General features: G+C 56.0%; 15 protein-coding genes and 1 tRNA gene. 13 read left to right on the forward strand and 3 right to left on the reverse strand.

The annotated features are described in order from the left end of the window. Nucleotides 1-86: 86 nt before the first annotated feature. The 6 genes from H5P28_RS01230 (at nucleotide 87) to H5P28_RS01255 (ending at nucleotide 4,100) form a co-directional block, all read left to right on the forward strand. Nucleotides 87-650, forward strand: coding sequence for an anthranilate synthase component II (locus tag H5P28_RS01230; RefSeq protein WP_185673885.1), 564 nt, complete (start codon nucleotides 87-89; stop codon nucleotides 648-650). 172 nt (nucleotides 651-822) lie between these two features. After that, nucleotides 823-1,281 (forward strand): transcriptional regulator NrdR, encoded by a 459-nt coding sequence (gene nrdR / locus H5P28_RS01235; protein WP_185673886.1) that lies wholly within the window; start codon nucleotides 823-825, stop codon nucleotides 1,279-1,281. A gap of 86 nt (nucleotides 1,282-1,367) precedes the next feature. After that, entirely contained in the window at nucleotides 1,368-1,835 is a 468-nt protein-coding gene (locus H5P28_RS01240) for a hypothetical protein (RefSeq protein WP_185673887.1), read from the forward strand. A gap of 193 nt (nucleotides 1,836-2,028) precedes the next feature. Then, nucleotides 2,029-2,370: a histidine triad nucleotide-binding protein gene (locus H5P28_RS01245; protein ID WP_185673888.1), complete on the forward strand. Its 342-nt coding sequence runs from the start codon at nucleotides 2,029-2,031 to the stop codon at nucleotides 2,368-2,370. 225 nt (nucleotides 2,371-2,595) lie between these two features. Beyond that, nucleotides 2,596-2,671: transfer RNA gene (locus H5P28_RS01250), tRNA-Thr, on the forward strand. A gap of 262 nt (nucleotides 2,672-2,933) precedes the next feature. Next, nucleotides 2,934-4,100, forward strand: a complete 1,167-nt coding sequence (locus H5P28_RS01255; protein WP_185673889.1) for a carboxypeptidase-like regulatory domain-containing protein — start codon at nucleotides 2,934-2,936, stop codon at nucleotides 4,098-4,100. Between the two features lie 222 nt (nucleotides 4,101-4,322). On the opposite strand, the gene H5P28_RS01260 is transcribed toward H5P28_RS01255, so the two are convergent. After that, nucleotides 4,323-5,885, reverse strand: coding sequence for an FAD-dependent oxidoreductase (locus tag H5P28_RS01260; protein ID WP_185673890.1), 1,563 nt, complete (start codon nucleotides 5,883-5,885; stop codon nucleotides 4,323-4,325). Between the two features lie 187 nt (nucleotides 5,886-6,072). Between H5P28_RS01260 and H5P28_RS01265 the strand changes: the two genes are divergently transcribed. Further along, nucleotides 6,073-6,834 (forward strand): AraC family transcriptional regulator, encoded by a 762-nt coding sequence (locus H5P28_RS01265; protein WP_185673891.1) that lies wholly within the window; start codon nucleotides 6,073-6,075, stop codon nucleotides 6,832-6,834. A 235-nt stretch (nucleotides 6,835-7,069) separates the two neighbouring features. On the opposite strand, the gene H5P28_RS01270 is transcribed toward H5P28_RS01265, so the two are convergent. Next, nucleotides 7,070-8,026 carry a helix-turn-helix domain-containing protein gene (locus tag H5P28_RS01270; RefSeq protein ID WP_185673892.1) on the reverse strand — a complete coding sequence of 319 codons (957 nt, stop codon included), beginning with the start codon at nucleotides 8,024-8,026 and terminating at the stop codon, nucleotides 7,070-7,072. A gap of 647 nt (nucleotides 8,027-8,673) precedes the next feature. Here H5P28_RS01270 and H5P28_RS01275 point away from each other — a divergent pair. The 5 genes from H5P28_RS01275 (at nucleotide 8,674) to H5P28_RS01295 (ending at nucleotide 17,238) form a co-directional block, all read left to right on the forward strand. Next, the gene (locus H5P28_RS01275) at nucleotides 8,674-11,949 is read left to right on the forward strand and encodes a hypothetical protein (protein ID WP_185673893.1); all 3,276 of its coding nucleotides are present in this window, start codon (nucleotides 8,674-8,676) and stop codon (nucleotides 11,947-11,949) included. A 68-nt stretch (nucleotides 11,950-12,017) separates the two neighbouring features. Continuing rightward, nucleotides 12,018-12,755, forward strand: coding sequence for a PEP-CTERM sorting domain-containing protein (locus H5P28_RS01280; protein WP_185673894.1), 738 nt, complete (start codon nucleotides 12,018-12,020; stop codon nucleotides 12,753-12,755). A gap of 295 nt (nucleotides 12,756-13,050) precedes the next feature. Then, nucleotides 13,051-13,791: a rhamnogalacturonan acetylesterase gene (locus H5P28_RS01285; RefSeq protein WP_185673895.1), complete on the forward strand. Its 741-nt coding sequence runs from the start codon at nucleotides 13,051-13,053 to the stop codon at nucleotides 13,789-13,791. A 20-nt stretch (nucleotides 13,792-13,811) separates the two neighbouring features. Continuing rightward, nucleotides 13,812-15,854: a sodium:solute symporter family protein gene (locus H5P28_RS01290; RefSeq protein WP_185673896.1), complete on the forward strand. Its 2,043-nt coding sequence runs from the start codon at nucleotides 13,812-13,814 to the stop codon at nucleotides 15,852-15,854. 85 nt (nucleotides 15,855-15,939) lie between these two features. After that, entirely contained in the window at nucleotides 15,940-17,238 is a 1,299-nt protein-coding gene (locus H5P28_RS01295; protein WP_185673897.1) for a beta-L-arabinofuranosidase domain-containing protein, read from the forward strand. Nucleotides 17,239-17,319: 81 nt separating this feature from the next. On the opposite strand, the gene H5P28_RS01300 is transcribed toward H5P28_RS01295, so the two are convergent. After that, a complete protein-coding gene (locus H5P28_RS01300) occupies nucleotides 17,320-18,162 on the reverse strand; it encodes a sialate O-acetylesterase (protein WP_185673898.1) in 843 nt (280 codons plus the stop codon). Nucleotides 18,163-18,613: 451 nt separating this feature from the next. Here H5P28_RS01300 and H5P28_RS01305 point away from each other — a divergent pair, with 451 nt between their 5' ends. Then, the gene (locus H5P28_RS01305; protein ID WP_185673899.1) at nucleotides 18,614-21,979 is read left to right on the forward strand and encodes a helix-hairpin-helix domain-containing protein; all 3,366 of its coding nucleotides are present in this window, start codon (nucleotides 18,614-18,616) and stop codon (nucleotides 21,977-21,979) included. The last annotated feature ends 5 nt before the right edge of the window (nucleotides 21,980-21,984 follow it).

Below are 21,984 nucleotides of genomic sequence, written 5' to 3' on the forward strand. Positions count from 1 at the left end.
GATTTTCGCACGGCCAACCCATATCTAGTAAGTAGCAGGGGGCGCTTGACTATTTATGGGGGAGCACACAGACTCATTCTTTGCAGATGATACTGGTCATCGATAACTTCGACTCTTTCACCTACAATCTGGTCCAATACCTGGGCCAGTTGGGGGCGGAACAACGCGTCTATCGCAATAACGAGATCACGGTGGCCGAAGCCCTCGCGCTCAAGCCCGAGCGTGTCCTGCTCTCGCCTGGCCCGTGCACTCCTAATGAAGCGGGCGTTACGCTCGACATCATTGAGGCCTTCGCGGGCAAGGTGCCGCTGTTCGGGGTCTGCCTTGGCCACCAGAGCATCGGCCAGTACTTCGGCGGCCGGGTCATCCGCGCCCCGCGCCTGATGCACGGTAAGACTTCCCCCATCCGCCACCGCGATACGGACGTATTCAAGGGGATGCCGCAGGATTTTGAGGCCACCCGCTACCACTCGCTCGTGGTCGAGCGCGAAACGCTCCCCGAGTGCCTCGAAGTCACCGCCGAGACTGTCGAGGGCGACATCATGGGCCTGGCCCACAAGGAGTTGCCCGTCTGGGGCGTGCAGTTCCATCCCGAGTCCTACGCCACCGACTCCGGCCTCAAAATGCTGGACAACTTCCTCAAACTCTAACCGCGCCCGGTTTTCGCCCCGTCCCGAGAGTCGGATATTTTTTCCCCGCCACGTTCCTTTTCACTGTTCAGGAGTTCTTTCAAAAAGAGTCCCGTCCCGCGTCCCCCCCAACGCTCAAACTTTCAATCTCGAAACTCTCAAACGGTTACCAACATTCCACCCCCGAAGCAGGATGTATTGCCCAAAATGCGGCCATAAGGACACCAAGGTACTCGACACCCGGATCGGCAAGAGCAAGCTCTCCATCCGCCGCCGCCGGGAGTGCCTCGGCTGTGGCTACCGCTTCACCACGGTGGAGGAAATCCTGCGCGAGGGCCTCATCGTGATCAAGCGCGACGGACGTCGGGAGGACTTCGACCGGATGAAGATTCTCGACGGCCTGCGCAAGGCCACCGAAAAGCGCCCCATCCAGGCCGAGCAGATCGAAATGATGGTGGCCGAGGTCATGGAGGCGCTCGACAGCGAGTTCGACACCGAAATCCCGACCAAGGCCATCGGCGAGCAGATCATGAACCGACTCAAGGCCATCGACTCCATCGCCTACGTCCGCTATGCCAGCGTTTACAAGGACTTTCGCGACATCAACGAGTTCGCCCGCGAAATTAGCTCCCTCAAGCGCACTACGCGCTGACCGGGCGCTCGCGACAGGCACCGATGGCTCGTTGTGAGTAACTTTCGCTTGTCTGCAGGGATGAGTTTGGCAGTTAGTTAGTGCGCATGCCTACGGACAACCTCAGCCAACTGCGTACCCTTAACTCGCTTCTGAGCCTGGCCACCGGCTCGGATCAGGAGTTGGCCCGGCACATTGAGCAGGCAATTGAGTTCAGCCGCGAGCAGGTGGGGGAGTCTCACCCGGCCCACGAGATGCTGGCCAACTCAGCCCGTCGTCTGCTGGAGCTTCACCTGGACAACCGTGCCACCTGCGGCTTTCAGCACTGCGACCTGCATGGCCAGGACAACGACCCCCTGTGGATACGCGCGCAAGTGCTCAAATCGTTGCGCAAGCTGGCTGGGTCGCGGGAGGCGATTCTGCTCATTTCCGGATTGCCCACGCTTGTTCGCCCGCAGGGGCGGCGCTGGTCTCCGTCCCGCCGCCGGACGTATCAGGAGCTCGTCGGCTACATCCAGCATCTCGCCGCTGCCCACAGCTCCCCCCGCACCCGGTTGCAGTTGATTTTCCTGTAGAAGAGGAGGATCTTTCTGACGTAAAATCCGTTTGCAGGTTTATAGGGATTTGTAGATTGAGGGAAAATACCGGGACTGGTTGTTTTGCCGTTTCGGAGATATTCTTGCCCACGGGCCGGAAAAAGCGCATTAATCACTTACGTCTACAAGCCGGAGAAGTTACAACCGCTACGCCTCAACTTTTCTTTTTTCCATGTCCGACAAAACCCTCTTTGAAAAAATCCTAGACCGTGAGATTCCAGCTAAAATCGCCTACGAGGACGAGCGCTGCCTGGCCATCCACGACATAGATCCGAAGGCCCCGACACACCTCCTGATCATCCCGAAGCGGGTCATCCCCCGTATTGCCGAGGCGGGCGAAGCCGACGCCGAATTACTTGGGCACCTGCTCCTGACCGCGAAGAAACTCGGTTCCGAGCACGGGCCGGAGGGCTTCCGCATCGTCATCAACAACGGTCCCCACGGCGGCGAAACTGTCCCGCACTTGCACGTGCACTTACTCGCAGGACGTCCGCTGGAGTGGCCTCCGGGCTGAGCGGACGTGTGCGCCTAACCGGCCGAGCCGAGCGCGGGGCGGGTGCTGGAACAGTGGGTTGTCAACGAGAAGGCAAACTGCGAGTCGATGGATTTGATGAGTGTGTTTGCTTCCGCCTTGACGCCGGTCGGGCCAGACGTAGTATGCGCGATCTGGCAATCGGTGGCCAATGCTGGTGGTCAATGAGACAAGAATTATTTTTCAATTTGTTTATAATCAACAAGTGCCGGGTTAGCTCAGTTGGTAGAGCAACTGATTTGTAATCAGTAGGTCGTCGGTTCGATTCCGTCCCCCGGCTCCACTTTAAATCCCGTAAATTCAACGATTTACGGGATTTTTATTTTCCGGGTTTCGAGGCCTTGGAAATCACTGTGCCATTCCTGTGCCATTTTTTATTTCCTCTAAACGGGCCTTTTGTGGCCAAATGTGGAGGTCATTTCTTTTCGGGCTGCTGAGAAGGCTGCCAAATCGCTGCATTCATGTGTGGTTGAAGTTAGAAATGATATTGGCTTGGCCGTGCATCTGTGGCACAAGACTAACGACGTCATCCATTACCCCCCGCCATGAGTAAATCGTTCCTCAAAACCCTTGGCGTGTTGGTGCTGCTCTATGCTATCACCTTCACCGCTCTTCACTTCTATAAGCGATCCATCCCGTCAGCGAATGAAACCACGGAGATGCCGTCCTTGGGGCCGGTGATGGCTGATTTGAGAGCGCATTATCAATCGGCCAAAAGTATCTCCAAGGAGTACAAGTGGCACATCAAGCGTCTTTGGGATGGTGGGGGACATATCCTCGTTGGGCGGATTGAGCCACCGGAAGGCGCGAAGATTGCCCGCATCTTAACCCTGCAAAACGATGGCAGTTTTGCCACGGCGATCTATCCGGGGAGGACGCTTGAACTCTATATTCATGGCTATGAGCCCTTGGTTATCACCCCAAATGAGCCTGTATGGGGTCCGATTTGTGATGTGGGGACTCACACCTTCGAAAAGGCTCCACTCGAAGATTTAAGGACGTTGACCGGGAGTGTTCAGGCTGAGCCGATGAAGGGAAAAACGCCCGAGGTTAAGCTTGAGTTGATCGTCCAGAACGAGGCCTATCTCGGAAGAGACGGGGGCACGTGGCAGCAATGCTTGCGGCCTGTCGTGGAAACGAAGGATATTTCTCCGGGCCAGAGCTTCAGCTTTGAAGGGCTGTCACCCATCCCCTATGAGCTAAAAATCTCCGCCAAAGGCTATGTCACGCAGACCTTGACGATTCAGCCGGATTTGCGGGGTGTGATCGACTTGGGGGCCATCCAGCTTCAACGGGCGCAGGTTCTGCGTTTCGATTACATCTCGATGATCGATCTGGATGCGCCGGATACCTGGCCAAGCCCCGAAGATCAGCGAGTGGTTTGTAACAACGAGAACAAATTCCTCATCGCAACTGTGGCCGATCGCTATGATTCGAAAAGACAGTTTCGTCTGCCAGTAAGAGATGGTCATACTTATGCACTGCATCCCCGTTTGCCGTCGGAATATTACCGGCTGGGGCCGGGAAAATTGGAGGATTACATCAAAAAAACAGATTGGATCGAACGCACGCGTTGGGCTGATCTCAGGCCCAGCGATGTTGCATCCGACGAGATTTTGCTGGAGAGCGGGTATGTCTATTTCTTCAGGAACAGGCGCAGCGATTGCAATTGCCTGTTTGCCGTGACGGACATTACCGACGAGTTGGACTAGCTTTTGTCTGGGTACTCTATGGCTTTCCGTGATTTTTAATGGACATGGTTTAGGGGCTGATTTAAAGACTGCCCATGCATCAAGACGTTTACGATTTGTGGCTGGCCTCTTTACGTGAGGAGGACTGGGTGCTGAAGGACTTGATTCAGATGGGGGACCAGGTTGTCCTGGCCGGGCCACCCAAGTCGTTCTGATGTTATGGGGGCTTGTGCTTCTGTTCTGTCACTCGCCGGTTTGCGTATTTTTGACTTTTGGGACGGGATGGATGACTTGCTGTGCGTCTAGCAGGCGTTTCTTCAGACGTTCGTAGGGGATGTCTTGAAGATCGAATTTGTGTTCGATTGCCAGGCTGGCGGCCTCGACCGCTGATTCTGAGAGGATCATGAAGACCGGCTCCATGCGGATCGACCCAAAGGCGATATGAGAGGCGGACAAGCAGAAAGGGACCAGCAGGTTGCTGATCTCGCCACGGCTGGGAATGATGCTGCGATAAGAGATCGGGTAGGGCGGACCGGAGTGGATCTGCACGTCACCTTCGTTTAATACCTTTCCGTCTATGACGATACGCCGGCAGTTGTGCGAATCCATCGTGTAGGCGGCCAGGCCGACTGGGTCTTCGACTCGAAGGCGCCCGGTGCAGTGGTGCTCGTTCATGACAAGGTCGCTGACCATGCGCCGTGCCTCACGGACATAAAGGGAGTGAGAGAAGTTTTCGGTCTCGGGAAACTGGTCCTCCGGCCAGCCGAATTCGCGCAGTTGGCGGCGGAAGTTTTCATCAACGCTGGGGTCGGTGGACCAGAACCACAACAGCCCTTTGGTCCACTGGACATGGGACTGGAAAATCTTCTCACGGGTCGCGTAGTCTGCGTCGGGAAAATCGTGGTTCATGCCGACATAGTCGGTGGAGATCGCTCCCCAGTTGTTGACGTCGTAGATGCTGTTTATCAACGCATCGAACTTGCGGAGGCTGGGGATGTGGCCAGCCCGGCAATAGCGGGCGCATAGCTCGTAGTCATCACGGTTGTAGTGTTCGGGTTCGCTGAAGGGAATGCGCCGGGCGGGATCATTGGTCATGCACAGCCGGAAGTTGTAGGCCTGCACGCAGCGGTCTCCTGCCCCTTGTTCGTAGGAGCCCTCATTGATGCCGGGAAGCAGTCCGCTGGAGGGGCGCCCCTTGATTCTATAGGGATCCACATCGTACTCGAATTGATGTTTCCTCAGCAGTTGTTGGCCGTTCCAGGTTTCTCCATAGACGCTGTTGCTTTCACGTCCAACGGTATAGCTCACCCCGGACTGGGCCATGAGGTCGCCTTCGTAGGTGGCGTCGATAAATTGACGGGCTTTTACCTTGATTCCGTTTTCAGTGCTCAGAGAAACAATCTTCCCGCCTGCTGTTTCCACCGACTCAAGGAAGCTCTCCAGGTAGCATTCGATCCCTTGTTCATCCAGCCATTCGCGATAGACGGCTTCGGCCGCGCTTGGCTCGAAGCGCCAGAGTTCTGGTTGGTTGTACTTGAGGCCGATACGGCGGTAGAACTCGCGCGCGAGCCCCCCGATCGCAAACTTATTGCCAATGTCGGTGTAGCCAAGCCCACCGGCCGTCAAGCCCCCGAGGTGGTAGCCAGGCTCAAGTAGCGCGACACTCAGGCCCTTGCGTTTGGCCGCGATGGCCGCGATTATGCCGCCGGAGTTGCCACCGAATATGCAGATGTCAACGTCCAGTGTAAGCGCGTGTCGGTGGTTGGGGGTATGATAATATCTCAGAAGAGTGGAACAGGTTTCCATGGATGATACTCTCTGGGGCGCATAGTGACTAAACAAGAAAATCGGATTTACATAATTATGCGTTTGGTTATGATAATTGCTCAATATGCCGACTCATGACAGCCCCCGGACATATTTCCGTAATTGGAGAACGCTCGATGCGTATTTGCTTTGGATCTATGAGGGAGAGCCACAAACAGCTGGCCGCTTGCGCGTCTGGGACCGACACTTCACGGCCTGGCAAGTACTGCGGGGAGAGGTCAAGGTTTCTGCTCATGGCCGCTCATGCCGGGTGACGCCCGGGCAGTGGGTGCTCATCCCTCCAGTGGAAAACGAACGTCGGTTCAGCGACTCGGCGCGTATCCTTTCACTGCATTTTAGGGCAAGCTGGATCAGCGATTTACCGCTCTTTGAGTGGGAGGGGCCGCTCGTGCTGGAGGCAGAGGAAACACGTGCCTGGCTACCTCCGACAGTGCCGATGTTAAAGCTGGTTCGTCGCTTTTTTCCTCAGGCTTATAATAAGCTGCGCGACCAGGATGTGAGCTATGAACAGTATATGGCACTGCAAGGAAATTTCCACCGATGGCTGGGGCTGGTATGGGCGGTCTTGCGGGCGCGGGGAGTCGTCAGCCACATGCCTGTCCAGGGAGACTCTCGTGCGCTGATCATGAAGCGCTGGATGGATGCGCAGCCAATGGGGGAGCCGGTTCGGATGCAGGACCTAGCCGAGCTTGTCGGACTCAGTATCGCCCAGATAAACCGCATCTTTACCCAATCCTACGGGCTGACTCCCAAGCGCTATGCCGAGCGCTTGCGAATTGATTACGCATTGGCGGCCCTGAGTACTTCGGATTCGCAACTGAAGGAGATTTCCTTCCGCTTGGGCTTCCGGCATCAATCGGAGTTTACGGCGTGGTTCAAGAAACGTCGTGGTCAGACACCGAGTGAATTTCGGAGCAAATACACCTAGTGTGCGGTTACCGAAGTTTGCTGCATATTTTTTGGGGGCTATGCGCCCCCAAGCCCCGCAGCAGGCATAGTCTGCACTTTCGATGCTGCCGCATCGCGTCAGGGATTGTTGCTTTTAGCTTGGCTAAAAGCAACAATCCCTGAGGAACATCCAAACTGGGTTGCACCCCAAAACTTATGCGAGGAACTTAGCTCACAGCACACTAGTCCGCAATTGTTCTCGTCGGGCTTGGGGGTCAAGTCCCGGCGAGGGTCATAAAACCGCTGTTCGAAATGGTCTCGTCTTCGGTTTTTCGGTAATTGCGAGGGGTGTGGCCGGTGAATTCGCGGAAGCGGCGATTGAAATTCGAGAGGCTGTTAAACCCGCATTCGAATGCGACTTCGGCGATGGTTTTTTCGGTGCCCAGCAGGCAGGCACAAGCGCGTGTAATGCGCAACTCGTTCAGGTGATGCTGGAACTTTCGCCCGGTCAGTCGCTGGAAATAGCGGCAAAACGCCTGGGGAGACATCCCAGCCCACTGAGCCACCTGGGCCTGTGTCAGATCGGGATTGTCAGCTTCTTGTTCCATGCGGCTGAGAACGCCGCGCAGGCGAGGATCGTTCTGCCTGGACCGTCCTCCGCCGACCGGCTGGGGATTCAGTCGGTATGCGTCCTTGTCGCGGGCCAGATGCTCCAGCAGATCCAGCAGGCGGGCCAGTGGCATGTCGCCGGGGCGATGTTTTTCGATGCGTTGCAAAAGCTCTCCTCCGGCCTGTGCGATCTCTCCGGTAAAGACATAGCCGCAGCCCGCGCGGGCAAGGAAGTCCCGGATGCGGATGTTTTCCGGCAGGCTCCAGAAGTCTTCGCCCCACAGTGTCGGGCGGAAATGGAGCACTGTCCATCGGGCGCCATTGCGCTGGTTCGGATGGGAGTTGTAGGCATGTGGCAGGTTCGCCCCCATCAGCACGAGTTGCCCTGGTCCATAAGTTGTGAGCGCGTGGCCGGCGTGAAGGATGCCTTGTCCGCGCTCAATCCAGACAAGCTCCACTTCCGGGTGGAAGTGCCAGTGCGAATCCACGTATCCTTTCGAATAGCTCGTGGCTTTGACGCCCTGTTGTCCTGCCGGAAGTAATTCGAACTGGGGTTTGGGAGATAAACCGGGGGATTGCGTTGAGCGGGAGTCGTTCAAGGGCGCTTCAAGTAATCTCGGCATGTGAGAACCTGGCTTAGGAGTTAATCTCGATAAATGCGTAGATGTATTTATCGAAATAAATTTTTTTATACTTATTTATGATCTACGGTCATGACTGACGGGTAAGCGTGTGCATATCAACATGAAGCGAAGATTTACACTGCTTGGGCAGGGTTGTTTTTGTACTCCTTGGGGTGGGGTGAGATTTCATGTTTCCAGTCTCGGAAAAGCAGAGAAGAGGAACAAGGAAATGGGATTTACATAATTATGCTTTTACTTATGATTATTGCTCGTCGGAGGCAAAATCGGTCTAAAACCCTCTCAATGCGTATTGAGAGACTCTGAGCTTCTCCAAGTATTCGATGTGGGATCGAGCAGATATCCTGTAGCGAGAGGGCGCGGTAACGCTTCTTACCCTTTTTTACCTCTTCGCATGCACTTGGCTGTTAACTGAGTATCATTCATTTGCAAACAGGAGGGAGAAAGTCGGATGCCCTCGTGGTATTATTGGGGCAAATAATGGCGAGTGCTCAATCGACTGTGTAGGCAGGTGATTGTGCCAAGCCGGTTTGTTCTCGGTCGAAATGTATTAATCGGAGAGGCGGTTTCTTTTCCTGTGGAGCACTTATGGATGTGCTCTGTTGGAGGCGGCCTAAATGTCATCAACTATGCTTAAGTATTTTCTATGTTTGTTACTTGGTTTGGGCGAATGCTTTGCAGCTCAAACAATCGCTCCTGTGCCTGTCTCAGAGAGCGAGGTATTTTTGCTTGAACGTCCGGTCGAGGGAAACTCCTGGACCCTGCCGCAAGTGTGGAAATTCACCCGCGGTGACAACTCCTCCTATGCCGACCCGTCATACAACGATGAAAGTTGGAGAAGCGTGAACGCCGGAACGACAATCGGCGGCGGTGGTTGGCGATGGTATCGGCTGGCGTTTGAGATGCCACCCGAACTGGAAGGCAAGGATCTGGTGCTGAGTCTGGGGGCTATTTCAGTAACCGACCGGGTTTATGTGAACGGAGACAATGTCGGCAGTTACGGCGGCACTCCGCCTAATTTCGTACTTGGCGCTTCCGACGTGAAGCGCCGCTACCCGGTGCCCGCCGGGCACTTCAGGCCGGGACGTAACGTTATCGCTGTACGGGTCTATGCCGGCCACAAGGGTGGGATGTATGAAGGGCCTTACACGCTCCAACCCTACGACAGCAGCCAGCTCTATGCAAAAATGTCCTTGAAGGTGCCGGGGGCTGACGCGCTTAAAACCTTGCTCTACGATGCTCCCTTCGCACAGCGCTTCGAGCCGTCTGCGGATGTGATTGTCGAACCGTCTTTGACCAGCCTCGGAGAAAACCCTGTCCACGGCGTGCTCTCGGCTGAGATCGTCAACGCCAGCGGCATCGCGCTGCAGCGTGACCAGATCGCCCTCGAAATAGATCCGAAGCAATGGTGCGCAGCGCGGTTCCAGTTCGTTGCCCCTGAGCAGGAGGCGGACTATACGTGCCATCTCGCCTACCATGTGGACGGTGAACTCGTGTGGGAGATGAGCCTCCCATTCGAGGTGGGGCCCATTGAAAGGATTACCTACGAACTGCCGGTGGATGAGGCAATCGGCGCCTACATGGGGCAGGCACTGCCTGTGGTTGTCAACGATACGGCCATGGGGCGCTTCAGTCCGCGCGAGGTCGATGCCTCGTTCGAACTGTATGACAACCTGAGCGAGACTGACGCCCGAAGCGGCGTTGCCTATTCAGTCCAGATTCAGGATTCCTTACAAGAGCCGCGGATATTCCTGGCCAATACCCGTCCGACTCCGGCGGGAGGGGAGCGTGTGCGCAAATTCCACCGGGTAGCCGGACACCGTTATGACGGGTTGAATGACGCGTGGGTCTATGGGAAGGTCGGGCCGGCTGGATCGAATACGTTGCAGGGTCTTTCCGTCCAGGCGTCTTCGTGGGCAAAGCGGACTTACCGCTACGATTATTCAGGCGACGTATGGATGGATTTCAGCATCAGCGCGGTCAGCCCTGCCTGGGTCGTCTCCACCAATTCCGACGAGATCGCGGTTTTTGATGGTATTCAGACGCATGCCGTCGGGTTGCCTCAGTACCTGGCCTATGAAGGGAGGAATGGCGTCAACGTCGTTCCCGCAACGGAGGGCATCCCTGGCGAAGACATGACCGCGAACTGGGTATTGGCCTGGTTCAATGGCGGGGCAGGTTGGGATGAGTTTGACACTCCCTGGCTGTTTGTACTGGAGAAGCGGCCAACATCGGTGAGCACGTCTGCGGGCACGGCTCTGGTTTTTTCCTATGAAACTGCCGCTGGAATCCTGCAAGGGATGCCGCTTTATGGAGTGACCTTGCAGGAGCCTGCCCGCACGGCTGGATGGAGTGAAGGCTTGCCGCAGGACGTTGTCGAGCGGTGCCAATACTGGTCGCGGGTACTGCTCAATGCGCCCGATCAGGTGCGGCGCAGCACTTTGGCTGATTTTGCGAATGACGAGTTGATTGTCAAAGACGAGGTCACGCATCTGGAGATCGAGGACGCCTGGGGGACCGAAGGTATGAAGATCGTTCCCGTCAGCCCGACGCTTGCCTTGTCGAGCAAAGCCGGAAAGATCGACATCGCTGCCGATGCCCCGACGCGTGACCTGGGGATGGCGACGCTGCAGGGACCGTTTGTCGCCTGGGAGAATCGTGAAATTGGAATCTTTCGGATCAAAGGCCTGCTGAGCTTTATTGATGAACGGCGTGGGAACCTGTCGTTACCTGAAACTGAAGAGGCTCAAGCGGTGCGTGATGAGCTTAACCATACGGTAGCGGAGGGGCTTCAGGACGAATTGAGCAAGCATCCCTGGAGCACGGAGTTGCGGCACGGCGGTTTTATTCCGGGTAACCTGCGCGCCTACTATACGAACCTGTTGCTGGCGCTTCCCTACCTGGATGATCCGTTACGCCAGGCAGTGGAAGATGAAATCCGGACAGAGACGGAGACTTATTTCCTGAGCACGAGTGAGCCGCCTCCTGAGCTTGCTCCGCTGGTGGATGAAGTTTACCGCGACCAGCCACTGATCGTGGAGGTATACAATCCGGATAATGATCTCTACATCGGTCTCTCGCCTTATGGGGTGACGCGCTTTGGCGTCGATCAGGTCTACTTCGGGTCAGTGACCGTTTACATGGTCTGGAATTACGCGGATACCTTTCAGCGTTATGATTGGCTGTGGAATAACTACGAGACGATCCAGCTGCTTATGAACGCTCCGCGCAACAGCCATGACTGGGCGACGGGGATGAGCTGGGACAGCTTTGGCGGGCTGAGAGTCGGCAACGGTAATCAGGAAAGCAATGGCATTTATGCGGCCATGGTGGCGATGGTGCGTATCGCCCGGCAATTCAATGACGCGCAGACCATGCAGGGCTCGGCCTACTACGCCCTGATGGCGATCACAGGGATGCAGGCCCAGCTTTACGCCAGTGACTATCTGAGACAAAACCGGCCCTGGCTCCATGACCACAGCCGTTCTTACCAGATCGAATATGCCCAGCGTGTTCGCGGGAACTACTTTACGGAGTTCAATGAGTTCGGCGGCATGTCTCAGGCCATTATCAGCAATGGCAACGTTGCCAGCCAACCCGAGAATCTGTCTGGAAGCAGTCCCGGTGGCCTGGTCGAGAATCCGCTGCCTGAGGTGATGCGCCTGTACCATGACCTCTGGCCGGACTTCATCAACGATTTCTACGATCCCAAGTATGACCAGGCCATCAATGTAGATCGCCGATTAGACTCACGAGTCTCTGTGGACACGTTCGTTTATCAGGTCGAGTCATATCCGCAACCGGTGAGCGAGATATTCGAAGCGCGCCGGGATGGCGACTACAACTGGTGGATTCGAATGACTGACCGGCGAGCCTTCCTCGATTTCCTGAGCATGCAACCCTAGGGCAATGTTCGTCCTGGGCCTGCTTTCATCCCTCGAAAACTCACACACATCAAAAACTAAAAACAGCTATGATCTCCAAAGTATCAAATCTATCCATGATCGCCCTGGCTTCGCTCTCGTTGGCGGCGACCTCGGCATCAGCGGTCACTGTTTCTCTCAGCGCGAATGCGCCCACTGAAGATATCTTCAAGTCTCAAGTGGCGCCTGGCTCCTACGGATATGTAAGTGCATACAACTACACGACGACTCCCTCAAGCGGTTATTACGAGACAAGTGTCGGCCAGGGCTTTTCAACCGTCGGTGCCGAAAGCCAGATGGCACTTGAGGCCGTCACGTTTCTGATCGGTGGCTTCGATAGCGGTGTGCAGGGCAAGGATTTTGCCATTAACGTGTATTTGTGCACGGAGGGCGAAGATGGCCCGCTGTCCCTGATTTCCAGTCAGGCCGGGGAGTTGCCGGCATCGTTGAGCAAGAACTACATCACGTTCGCTCTCGATGAATCCGTCGTCCTGGATATGGACAAGTACTACATGGTCGAGTTCGCCTTCACGGAGCCCACTGGGACAGGGGAATCCGGCGATAAGGCCTCCCTGCGACCATACACGATTGGTGCCGGAGTTGATAATACGGTGGGCGGAAAACGCTGGCTGATCCGCGATGACACGGAGCAGACACAGAGCTCCAACGGCCTGGTTACTTATATTGCAGCGACTCCGATTCCTGAGGCCTCCTCCTTTGGCGCTGTCGGCGGGATTGTCGCCATCGCACTATTACTGCTGAGAAAGCGCCTTATTCGCAAAGGATGATACGCTGTCTTCAGACTTTCCCGGCGGGTAAGCCGCCCGCCGGGAAAGGATGGAGGTGAAGCATTGTCTGACGCCTTCCTCAACTGGAGCATGAGTATCCGGCGGGGAAAGTGAACAGACGATTTGTCTCAAGCTTGCTGCCAGGTGATGTAGGAGCTTGTACCGTAAGACACTTTTCTCATGCCCTCACATGGGGCGGAGTCGTGGCATGCTTTTGTAAACCTGTGTGGCATGTTCTGGCAGCAGAATACGAGCTCCTCTTGGAGGAAGGCTCTACGGCCTAATTTATTTCTACATGAAGACATTCACAGAATCCCATTTGCCGGGTCCGCCATCGGCGCCAGTGAGAATTGGTGTCATCGGTGCCTCGACGGTGCAAACTTACAGTCTCGATGGTGCCCGTCGAGGATGGGGCCAGATGCTGGAGGAGTTTTTGGCTCCGGGTGTCATTGTGCACAATGAAGCCCGCGCCGGGACCAGTACCAAGTCTTTTCCGCCTGAGCGCTGGCAGCGGATTCTGGAGGGGCGGCCGGATTTTATACTCATGCACTTTGCCCATAACGATTCGAAGGACTACGATCCGGAGCGCTATACCGAGCCGCAGACGAGCTATCGGAAGTATCTGCGCCAATACGTCGATGAGGCCCGTGAGATAGGGGCTGTGCCCATTTTTGTTACGCCCAATCATCGCCGCACCTTCGTGAATGGAGTGCTGACTCACGAGCTTCAACCCTATGCGGATGCCATGAAGGACGAGGGGATGGAGTCCGGCGTCCCTGTCATCGACCTGCATGCGGCCAGCGGTGCGATGTATTCACGGTTGGGAGAGGAGGCGAGCACCGCATATACTCTGAACAAACTGGATAGTGAAGATCGCCCCGGACAGGGCGACAGGACGCACTTTACCGTTGTCGGTGCCCGTGCCATGGCGCAGTTGGTCGTGTCTGAGTTTCCACGAATAGATCCGCGTCTTCGCGAGGTCGCATTCGCAGCAAAAGGACTGGCGGACATGACTTGCCGCACCGTTTCCTGCTAACCATTTGCGATGGGCGCTATATGAATATGCAAACCCTTGATTGGGTGATCCTGACGGGAGCACTCATGGTGTTGCTCGTTATCTGCTGGTGGGCCTCCCGTCTGACCAAAAGCGTGGCTGACTTTTTGGCGGCAAACCGTCTGGCGGGCCGCTACCTGCTGGCGGTGGGGCAGGGAATGGCGGGACTGGGAGCCATTACGATAGCCGCGAACTTTGAGAAGTTCTACCAGGCGGGCTTTGGCGCGACCTGGTGGGTACAACTCGTGATCCCCATCGGCCTGATTATTACACTCTCCGGTTTTGTCATCTATCGCTACCGAGAGACGCGTGCGATGACGATGGCGCAGTTTTTCGAGATGCGTTACAGTAAGCGTTTCCGTGTCTTTGCCGGGGTGCTTGCCTGGTCTTCGGGGATTTTGAACTATGGTATCTTTCCCGCGGTCAGCGCCCGCTTTCTGATTTATTTCACCGGGCTCCCGCAGCAGGTCGAACTGGTCGGGTTCAGCGTGCCGACCGTTGCGCTGGTGATGCTGCTATTGCTGACTGTAGCAGTGTTGATGGCTGTGCTTGGAGGCCAGATATCCATCATGGTGACGGACATGGTGCAGGGGCAGTTCGTTATCCTGGTCATGCTGATTATCCTTACGATTCTGTTTTTCCACATGTCATGGTCCGACGTGATTGCGGGGCTTCACCAGTCGCCGGAAGGGCAATCGAAGATCAACCCTTTTGATCAGGGAAACCTTCCCGACTTTAATATTTGGTATTTCCTAATGATGGGAGTGCTGAATGTTTACGGCACCCGCGCCTGGCAAGGCTCGCAAGGCTACAACGCCGCTGCCCGTACGCCCCACGAAGCGCGGATGGCTGGGATTTTGGGAGACTTCCGGGGCATGATTACCAGCCTCGCGATTGTGATGGTGCCCATTTATGTTTTCGCCTATCTGCACCTGCCTCAGTTTGCCGGAGACGCCACGCTGATCCACGACCAGCTTGACCAGATCGCTAATCCGCAGATTCAAAAGCAAATGCTGGTGCCGGTTGCCCTGGGCGCGATTTTACCCGCCGGGATCATGGGGTTGTTCGCCGCTGTCGTTATCCTGGCCGCTGTCTCTACCGACAATACCTACCTGCACTCCTGGGGTAGCATTTTTATCCAGGACGTGCTCCAGCCGCTGCGCAAGAAGCCCTTGTCTTCACGGTGGCATATGTGGGCACTGCGGTTGTCAATTATCGGGGTTGCTGTGTTTGCTTTTATCTGGGGCATGGTTTTCCCCATGCATGAGTACATCTATATGTACTTCCAGATCACCGGAGCCATTTACATGGGAGGAGCCGGGGCAGTCATTATCGGGGGCCTGTACTGGAAACGGGGGACGGCGGGAGGAGCCTGGGCCGCGATGATTTGCGGCTCCGTGGTCGCGGTCGGCGGTATCTTTGTGCGGAATATTTTCTGGCCGTACCTGCTGCCACGGTTTCGTGAGTCGGATGCCTGGAGCGAGTTCCTGCTCGGCCTGCCGGAAAAATTTCCTCTCAACGGCATGCAGATGTCGTTTATCGCGGCTGTCGTGGCGATCTTGGCTTATGTGATTTGCTCGCTGCTTTCGCGCCGTCCTCCGGCCGATATGGATCGGCTCCTGCATCGGGGAAAATATGCGGTCAAGGCGGACGTGGCGTCCGGTGCCGTGCCCGCCCCGCTGGACCAGCCGAGACCCCGCCGCACGCTGGCACAACGCCTGGGCATCGGGCCGGAGTTCACACGCGGAGACAAAATCATCTATGTGCTCAAGCTCACTTGGGCGATGTTCTTTGTACTGGTTTTTGCCGTCGGGACGATCATCCATCTCTTTGTACCGATCCCGGACTCGGTCTGGGAAAAATGGTGGGGTTTCAAAGTCGGACTGACCTACTGCGTAGGCATCATCACCGTGATTTGGTTTCTCTGGGGAGGCTTTCGGGATCTTGGAATCATGGCTCGGGCTTTGCGAAGCCTTCAGCGCGACGAGTCCGATGACGGGACCGTGAGCGACGATGAGCACGTCCAAAAAGAGAGCGGGGCCTGATATGGAGATAAATATCCGGATCGGCCTGGCGTTTTCGTTCCGACCCGAAGTTCGGCAACGGACAGAACAAAATAAAGGCAGATAAATGAACCATATGACACGTGATAATGACGGCCTGGGCCGCAGCCCTGTGGCGACATGCGAACCGTTGATGGGGAAGACAAAGCTCTCGGAGTTAATCACACGGGAGCGTGTGTTGCGTTCGATGCAGGGAGTTGCTGACTGGATTGAAACTTCGACACAGGCCGATCCGGTTGAAGGCAAGTGTTACCGCATGGCGGTTTATGATGTCGCTGGGGGTGTGACGTGGATGTATCCGAACAGCAATACAGCGGAAACTATCTCCGCCTGGCTGGATATGGGAGACGCATTGGGGAGGCCCGAGTTTACAGCGAAGGCCGTGGAGTATGCCAACGCACTGATCGAGAACCACGAGTACGGACTCTATGCAGGGCCGGCTTCCGAGGCTGAAGGGCTCATGTGGTACTGGACGGATGTGGGCTCGTACAGCACGCTTTACTCCATGCGGATACCGCGGGCCTTCATGCGGTTATACGACATAACTGGAGACCAGCGTCTGTTAGACAAATGTAAGGCTATCGGACATACATTGGCCAGAGAGCAGCTTGCCAACGGTTTGATCGGCGGCGGATGGTCACCGAAAAAAGGCTGGGAAGAGGCCAATGACCGTATCGGCAGCCGTTATGCCTACATCCTCGCTACCTTTGCCAACCTTTATAAGCTCACATCCGAGAAGTCTTACCGACAGGCCTATGAGCGTGCGGTGGAGGGGGTGCTGAGAATGCAGCTCGATGATGGCTCATTTTACCAACTGTACGATATCGAGACTTTGGGGGTCACTCGTGCCGGGCGCTCGGTCAAGTGCATGTTTTTTGCCTACATTTTCAACGCGCTGGCCGAGGCGTATGAGATTATGAGAGATCCTCGCCTGCTGGAGTGCGCGACGAAGCTGGGCGATTACATTGTCAGGGTCTATTATTGCTACGGTGCGCTCCCGTATTGTGTGGGGCCGGACATCCTTCCTTCCGATCTGCCGGAGATGCACATGTCAACCTATGAGTGCGCCAACGGTATGCTGTGGCTCTATCGGCATGTGCGTGATGAGCGCTTTAAAGACATCGGGTTGCGCTTATGGATGTCGGCCTGTCTCAATCAGGCAGATACCCCGGATAACAAGGCGCTTCACGGTGCTATCCTGATTGGCTCCGATCCGACTTGCTCCACCTCTATCGAGGGTATTCCGGAAAACCGAAAGCATCTGCTGTACGATCCTCGCCGGGCTGCCAAATGTGTGCTGTGGGGAATGGTGAACCATGTCTTCGCCGGCAAGCAGATATTGGAGTCGCCCTGGCTGGAGGATTAAGCTTTGTTGGCTGAGCCTGGAACGAGTCGGTGGTACTGGATTAATAGCTGGCGCGCCGACTCGCAATGGTTGAGCAGCGGCTTACGGAGCAGCGGGGAAATCAGGGTCGTTCTCCTGGACCAGCTCCCGGTAAACCTCTGCGTATCGTTGTCCGAACTCTCGCTGTGACGCTGCGTCGAAGTGGAGGTTATCGGGCTTGCTCGTCAAGCCCTCGCTCGATACGAACCCGACGAGTTGCACCTCCTTCGCGATCTCACGATGAGCCCGGTCTATGTGCTGGCGTTCTTCTGTCCAGCGGCGTTGTGGAAAATGGCCTAACTGGCCAATGATAAAAGGTAACTGCGGGTCGTTAAACTCTGTCCGGAAACGCTCAATCAGCACCTCCAGCCGGTGCTTGTAGAGGGGGGAGAGTTCAGGTGTGGAGTCGGCCTCGCCCTGGTGCCAGAGTATGCCTTTGAGGGTGCCGTCTTTCATGGCAAGGCGGGTACGGGAGAGTGCGTCGTCAAAGGGGTGGCTTTGGGTTTGGTCGAAATAGGCCCCCGGGGCCCAATGCGTGATAGACGAACCGCCGCACGCACTGGGGATAAGGCCGATGGTGATTGTTTCGTCATCGGCCGCGATTGACATGGCAAAAGTGCGGCCAGGCCCGACGCCGGTTCCGCTTTTGTCGTAATGGACCGGTTCAGTGGCGGCGACCCACTGGCCTTCCTGATTCAGCATGAGAACACGCGGATGCGGGATTTTGTCCTGCTCTTCCACAACCCCTCGTCCTGACATATTGGATTGTCCAGCCAGCAGATAGAGGTGGAAGTTCTCTTTGGGGGGCAACGGTGTCCGGTCGCTATCTGCTTGAGATACGCTGATGCATATCGGTAACAGGGATATCTCGAAGAGATAAAGTACGATTTTTTTAATACGAAGCATGGTACTGAATGGATGAAAATGGTCTTAGAACCAATGCAAATGCCTGATTGCAGGGGGTAGTCGTTTCGCGTTCGCTATTCAAACCCTGACTGCCTTTGGGCTAACTGCGTGCCAGAAATTTGCAATCAGGTGGAAGAATGGGACCTGATGCTTCTGTTAAATGAGGGCCAGAGGCGAGGATACTGGCTTATACTTCTCAGCTGTTGCCGACTAATTGCCCGCGAGCGGTTAACTGAATACCACAATATTGCAAGCTGATGGGAGATTTTAATGCCGCTATTGTGCTATCCTAATGGCAGAAAGCTAATGATCGTTCTAATCAAGAGTATCCCGGAGCGGCCATCCCATCTCGGTGAGTCGTCAGGGCAGTCTCGGTTCTGGATCGAATATTACTGGCGCGACTCTGTAATTCTTGAAAAAAATGGGATCTTTGGTTCCCGGGACATTGCCCATGCAGCAAAATAAATTAGCTCCGAATCAGCTCTGCGCACAGGAAAGAATCGTCTCCGCGAAGCCTGATTGTCATGGCTTTGCCCTTGTTATCGCGTTGATGCTGATGGCGTTTATCTTCCTGCTGCTATCGAGTCTGGGCTCTCTGACGATCGTGGAGGTGTCCGGAAGTGTCGTGCACAAGGATCTGGAAAAGGCGAGGCAGAATGCCCTTTTCGGAATGAGCGTTGCGCTTGGCGAGCTACAGTCCGCGCTGGGGCCGGACCAACGAGTGAATGCCACGGCGGCTCTGGATACTCAGAGCGAGGAAGATCGCAAGCAATGGCTGGGCGTCTATAAAAGCTGGACAGACCAGAGCACGACCCGGCCCGCGCAGCCCGAGTTTGTGCGCTGGATGGTTTCCGGCGATGCAACCGCGCTCAAACAGCATAACACTGCCCGGGAAGGGGAAATCGGGACGCCTTATCTTGGCTTAATCCGTGGCAGCACCGATTTTCAGGTCGAGGCGGGGTTGGTCGAGATCGAACAGGATGATGGGGGAGGTGCCTATGCCTGGTGGATCGGGGACGAAAATGCCAAGGCCCGCGTTCACACCGATACCAGAGGAGGGAATGATATAACCCAGTGGGTTGAGCGTGCGCAGGGAGCTGCTGGGGCGAATACACAGGCCTTGGCCTATATGAGCGGGGTTGATTCAGGTGACAATCGGTTGGGCATGGCGTTGCCCCGTGGTTCGCTCGAATTGTTTGGGGCCACTTCTGGCCAAGAGGAGTCTTTAATGCGTTCGCTGACACCGTACTCGTACGGGTTGTTGACGAACGTGCGGAGCGGAGGGTTGCGCAAGGATTTATCTTTTTATTTGGAAACCTCGATGGAGGACCGGCCACAGGACCCCCTCTACACACTTGATGGGCGTAACGGCGTGCACTTTGGCGAGTTGTGGGCCTATTATAACCTGTGGCGTCAACTGGATTTTACCGGAGCGCTCACTCACCCGGACGGCGGAGCGCTTTCTTCCGCGGTCCCGGTGCTGACGGGAGATGCGGATCCGTCTGTCGAGCGTGTCAGCCCGTTCGGGGTTTATGGGCGCCCTTTGCTGGCCCGGGTCTCGTGGATGATCTCCCTCCAGAGTAATCCGGACATGGATACCGTGGTCGATGGAAGACCCACGGAATATCAGATGGAGGTTGTGCTCGATCCTATTGTCACGTTGTGGAATCCCTACGATGTTTCCCTGAATGTCCCCGCCGGCTCATACGTCCGGTTGCGGCTGGATGGGTTGCCCTATATTGCGGAAGTTTTTGCCGATGGGGTCAGCATTAATCCGGGAGGATCGCCCTTTGTCGGTTCGAGCAGTCTGTTGCAGGGAGCGGATATTGAACTGCTGATAGGAAACCAGGCCGGCTCGGAGCTGAGGATGCGTCCGGGGGAAGTTTTAATGTATTCTATTGCTGGTTCCACCTCGTACAGCGTCTCGGCCAAGGCGAATCTGGCCATAGAGGCACAGTTGGGGTGGAGTCGGGGGGGCGGCATTATCGCTCCGGTTGGCGCGAATGTGAGTGAAGATGCTCTGATGAGCATTGAACTGCGGGCGGACCCCAATGGGCGTGCTGTGGCGCAGTGGGAGCTGATTAATTTCGAGGAGCGCATCGGCCGCATCGGCGGCGCGATCTCAGGTGGCTTCAGTCTTGATCGCTATGGCTGGCATGGAAATTCCATGGTACCCTCAGACTATCCGGATATTTTTACGGATATCCCTGAGATCACTCTGGGAACGGCGGCAGACCTTTCGAAAAGCGGGGGTGGCGGTTCGGCCGGAGCAATCGGAAAGTTTCCGGTTGCGGTGTTCAGCATCGGCTTGAGGACTGAAGAGGGGAGCGCCATCCCAGGCCGTTTCCTCTCCCGGGCGACACGCGCGGCAGGCGGATTTGACTTGCAGGATCTTTCGGCTGAAACACTCGCTTCCCAGGGGATCGACATACAAATGCGCGCGATGAGCAGCATTACCGACAATCCCGGCTTCGATGTTTTCAACGGCAAGGCTTACTTTGGGGGGAGCTACATGGCCACATCCGGCAATAGTTACCTGATTACTCAATCGATCCCCCGGACGCCTGTTTACTCGCTGGCGGCCTTCCAGCATGCCACGGCAGGCGGTCTGTCGGGACTGCGCTGGGATATTCCGACGAATATTAATACGGACTTTCATAAGCGAAAAATTGAGCCCGCGGTGGCGCAGATCGTCGGGAACTCGCATGCGCTGCCTATCTTTGCGCCGAACCAGACAACCGGCACGACCAACGATGGACATCCGGCGATCGATCATTCCTATTACGCCAACCAGGCGTTGTGGGATGACTGGTTCCTGTCCTCCATTTCCCCCCGGCAGTCTGCCGCTTACCGTGACGCTGGAATCGACCAGACTCAGGCGGCTGTCTTCGATGCCTTCGTGGGAGACGAAACACCTCTGCCCAACAAGCGGATGAAGCTTCACTATTCAGGAGATGCGGATGACTTACGGACGTCGCTTTTTCAGGAGAATGGTAATCCGCGGCCAGAGGCCTACACCCTGGCCGCGGAGTCCCTTATGGTTGAGGGCATGTTCAACGTGAACTCTACCGATGTGGACGCCTGGACGGCGATTCTGTCCTCACTCCGCTCAGAGCCGGTTGCCGTATTAGATTTGTCAGGAAGCTTGGATTGGGACGATGAGGAGGACTATACGGCTATTCCGGGGCTGATGCTTCCGGCCAGTGGCAGGCTCGAGGATGGAGATCTGGGCAACGCGGCCCGACCGGAGCAATGGCTTGGTTACCGCTCCTTTACGGATGAGAATATCCGTGAGCTGGCGGAGGCTATCGTGGCACAGGTTCGGTTACGGGGGCCTTTCCTGTCTATCGCTGACTTCGTTAATCGCCGGGTTGGTGCCGATGAGGACCTGGCTAAGAGCGGTGCTCTCCAGGCAGCACTGGATGAAGTCATTAACGAAACTCTGATGCAAGGGAGCCGTAAAGTCGCTCTTGGCGACGTGCCGGGAAGCCTGCCATTCCGCCAAGCCGAGGTGGGGGCACGCTCGACCGGAAGTGCCGCTTACGTCGATCAGGCCGACCTGTTGACAATTCTAGGGCCGGGGTTGAATGTACGCTCAGACACATTCACGATCCGAAGCTATGGTGAAGTGAACGACAACTTCGGGAACCGGGTGGCGTCTGTGCGATGCGAAGCCGTGGTGCAACGCGTGCCAGAATATGTAGATTCGGCGGAGGAACCGCGTCTGGCTTACGACCAACTGAATAATACCAATAAGCTTTTCGGCCGCCAGTTTAAGGTCGTTTCTTTTCGCTGGCTCGATGAAGATGAAATCTAAGCTCT

This window comes from Ruficoccus amylovorans, from assembly GCF_014230085.1.
GTDB lineage: Bacteria > Verrucomicrobiota > Verrucomicrobiia > Opitutales > Cerasicoccaceae > Ruficoccus > Ruficoccus amylovorans.

What these genes read in the sequence shown, in the direction of transcription:
- H5P28_RS01300 (WP_185673898.1), bottom strand. Translation starts at nt 18,162, where the DNA reads ATGCTTCGTATTAAAAAAATCGTACTTTATCTCTTCGAGATATCCCTG.
- H5P28_RS01290 (WP_185673896.1), top strand. Translation starts at nt 13,812, where the DNA reads ATGAATATGCAAACCCTTGATTGGGTGATCCTGACGGGAGCACTCATG.
- H5P28_RS01295 (WP_185673897.1), top strand. Translation starts at nt 15,940, where the DNA reads ATGAACCATATGACACGTGATAATGACGGCCTGGGCCGCAGCCCTGTG.
- H5P28_RS01255 (WP_185673889.1), top strand. Translation starts at nt 2,934, where the DNA reads ATGAGTAAATCGTTCCTCAAAACCCTTGGCGTGTTGGTGCTGCTCTAT.
- H5P28_RS01230 (WP_185673885.1), top strand. Translation starts at nt 87, where the DNA reads ATGATACTGGTCATCGATAACTTCGACTCTTTCACCTACAATCTGGTC.
- nrdR (WP_185673886.1), top strand. Translation starts at nt 823, where the DNA reads ATGTATTGCCCAAAATGCGGCCATAAGGACACCAAGGTACTCGACACC.
- H5P28_RS01280 (WP_185673894.1), top strand. Translation starts at nt 12,018, where the DNA reads ATGATCTCCAAAGTATCAAATCTATCCATGATCGCCCTGGCTTCGCTC.
- H5P28_RS01285 (WP_185673895.1), top strand. Translation starts at nt 13,051, where the DNA reads ATGAAGACATTCACAGAATCCCATTTGCCGGGTCCGCCATCGGCGCCA.
- H5P28_RS01275 (WP_185673893.1), top strand. Translation starts at nt 8,674, where the DNA reads ATGCTTAAGTATTTTCTATGTTTGTTACTTGGTTTGGGCGAATGCTTT.
- H5P28_RS01260 (WP_185673890.1), bottom strand. Translation starts at nt 5,885, where the DNA reads ATGGAAACCTGTTCCACTCTTCTGAGATATTATCATACCCCCAACCAC.
- H5P28_RS01245 (WP_185673888.1), top strand. Translation starts at nt 2,029, where the DNA reads ATGTCCGACAAAACCCTCTTTGAAAAAATCCTAGACCGTGAGATTCCA.
- H5P28_RS01270 (WP_185673892.1), bottom strand. Translation starts at nt 8,026, where the DNA reads ATGCCGAGATTACTTGAAGCGCCCTTGAACGACTCCCGCTCAACGCAA.
- H5P28_RS01240 (WP_185673887.1), top strand. Translation starts at nt 1,368, where the DNA reads ATGCCTACGGACAACCTCAGCCAACTGCGTACCCTTAACTCGCTTCTG.
- H5P28_RS01305 (WP_185673899.1), top strand. Translation starts at nt 18,614, where the DNA reads ATGCAGCAAAATAAATTAGCTCCGAATCAGCTCTGCGCACAGGAAAGA.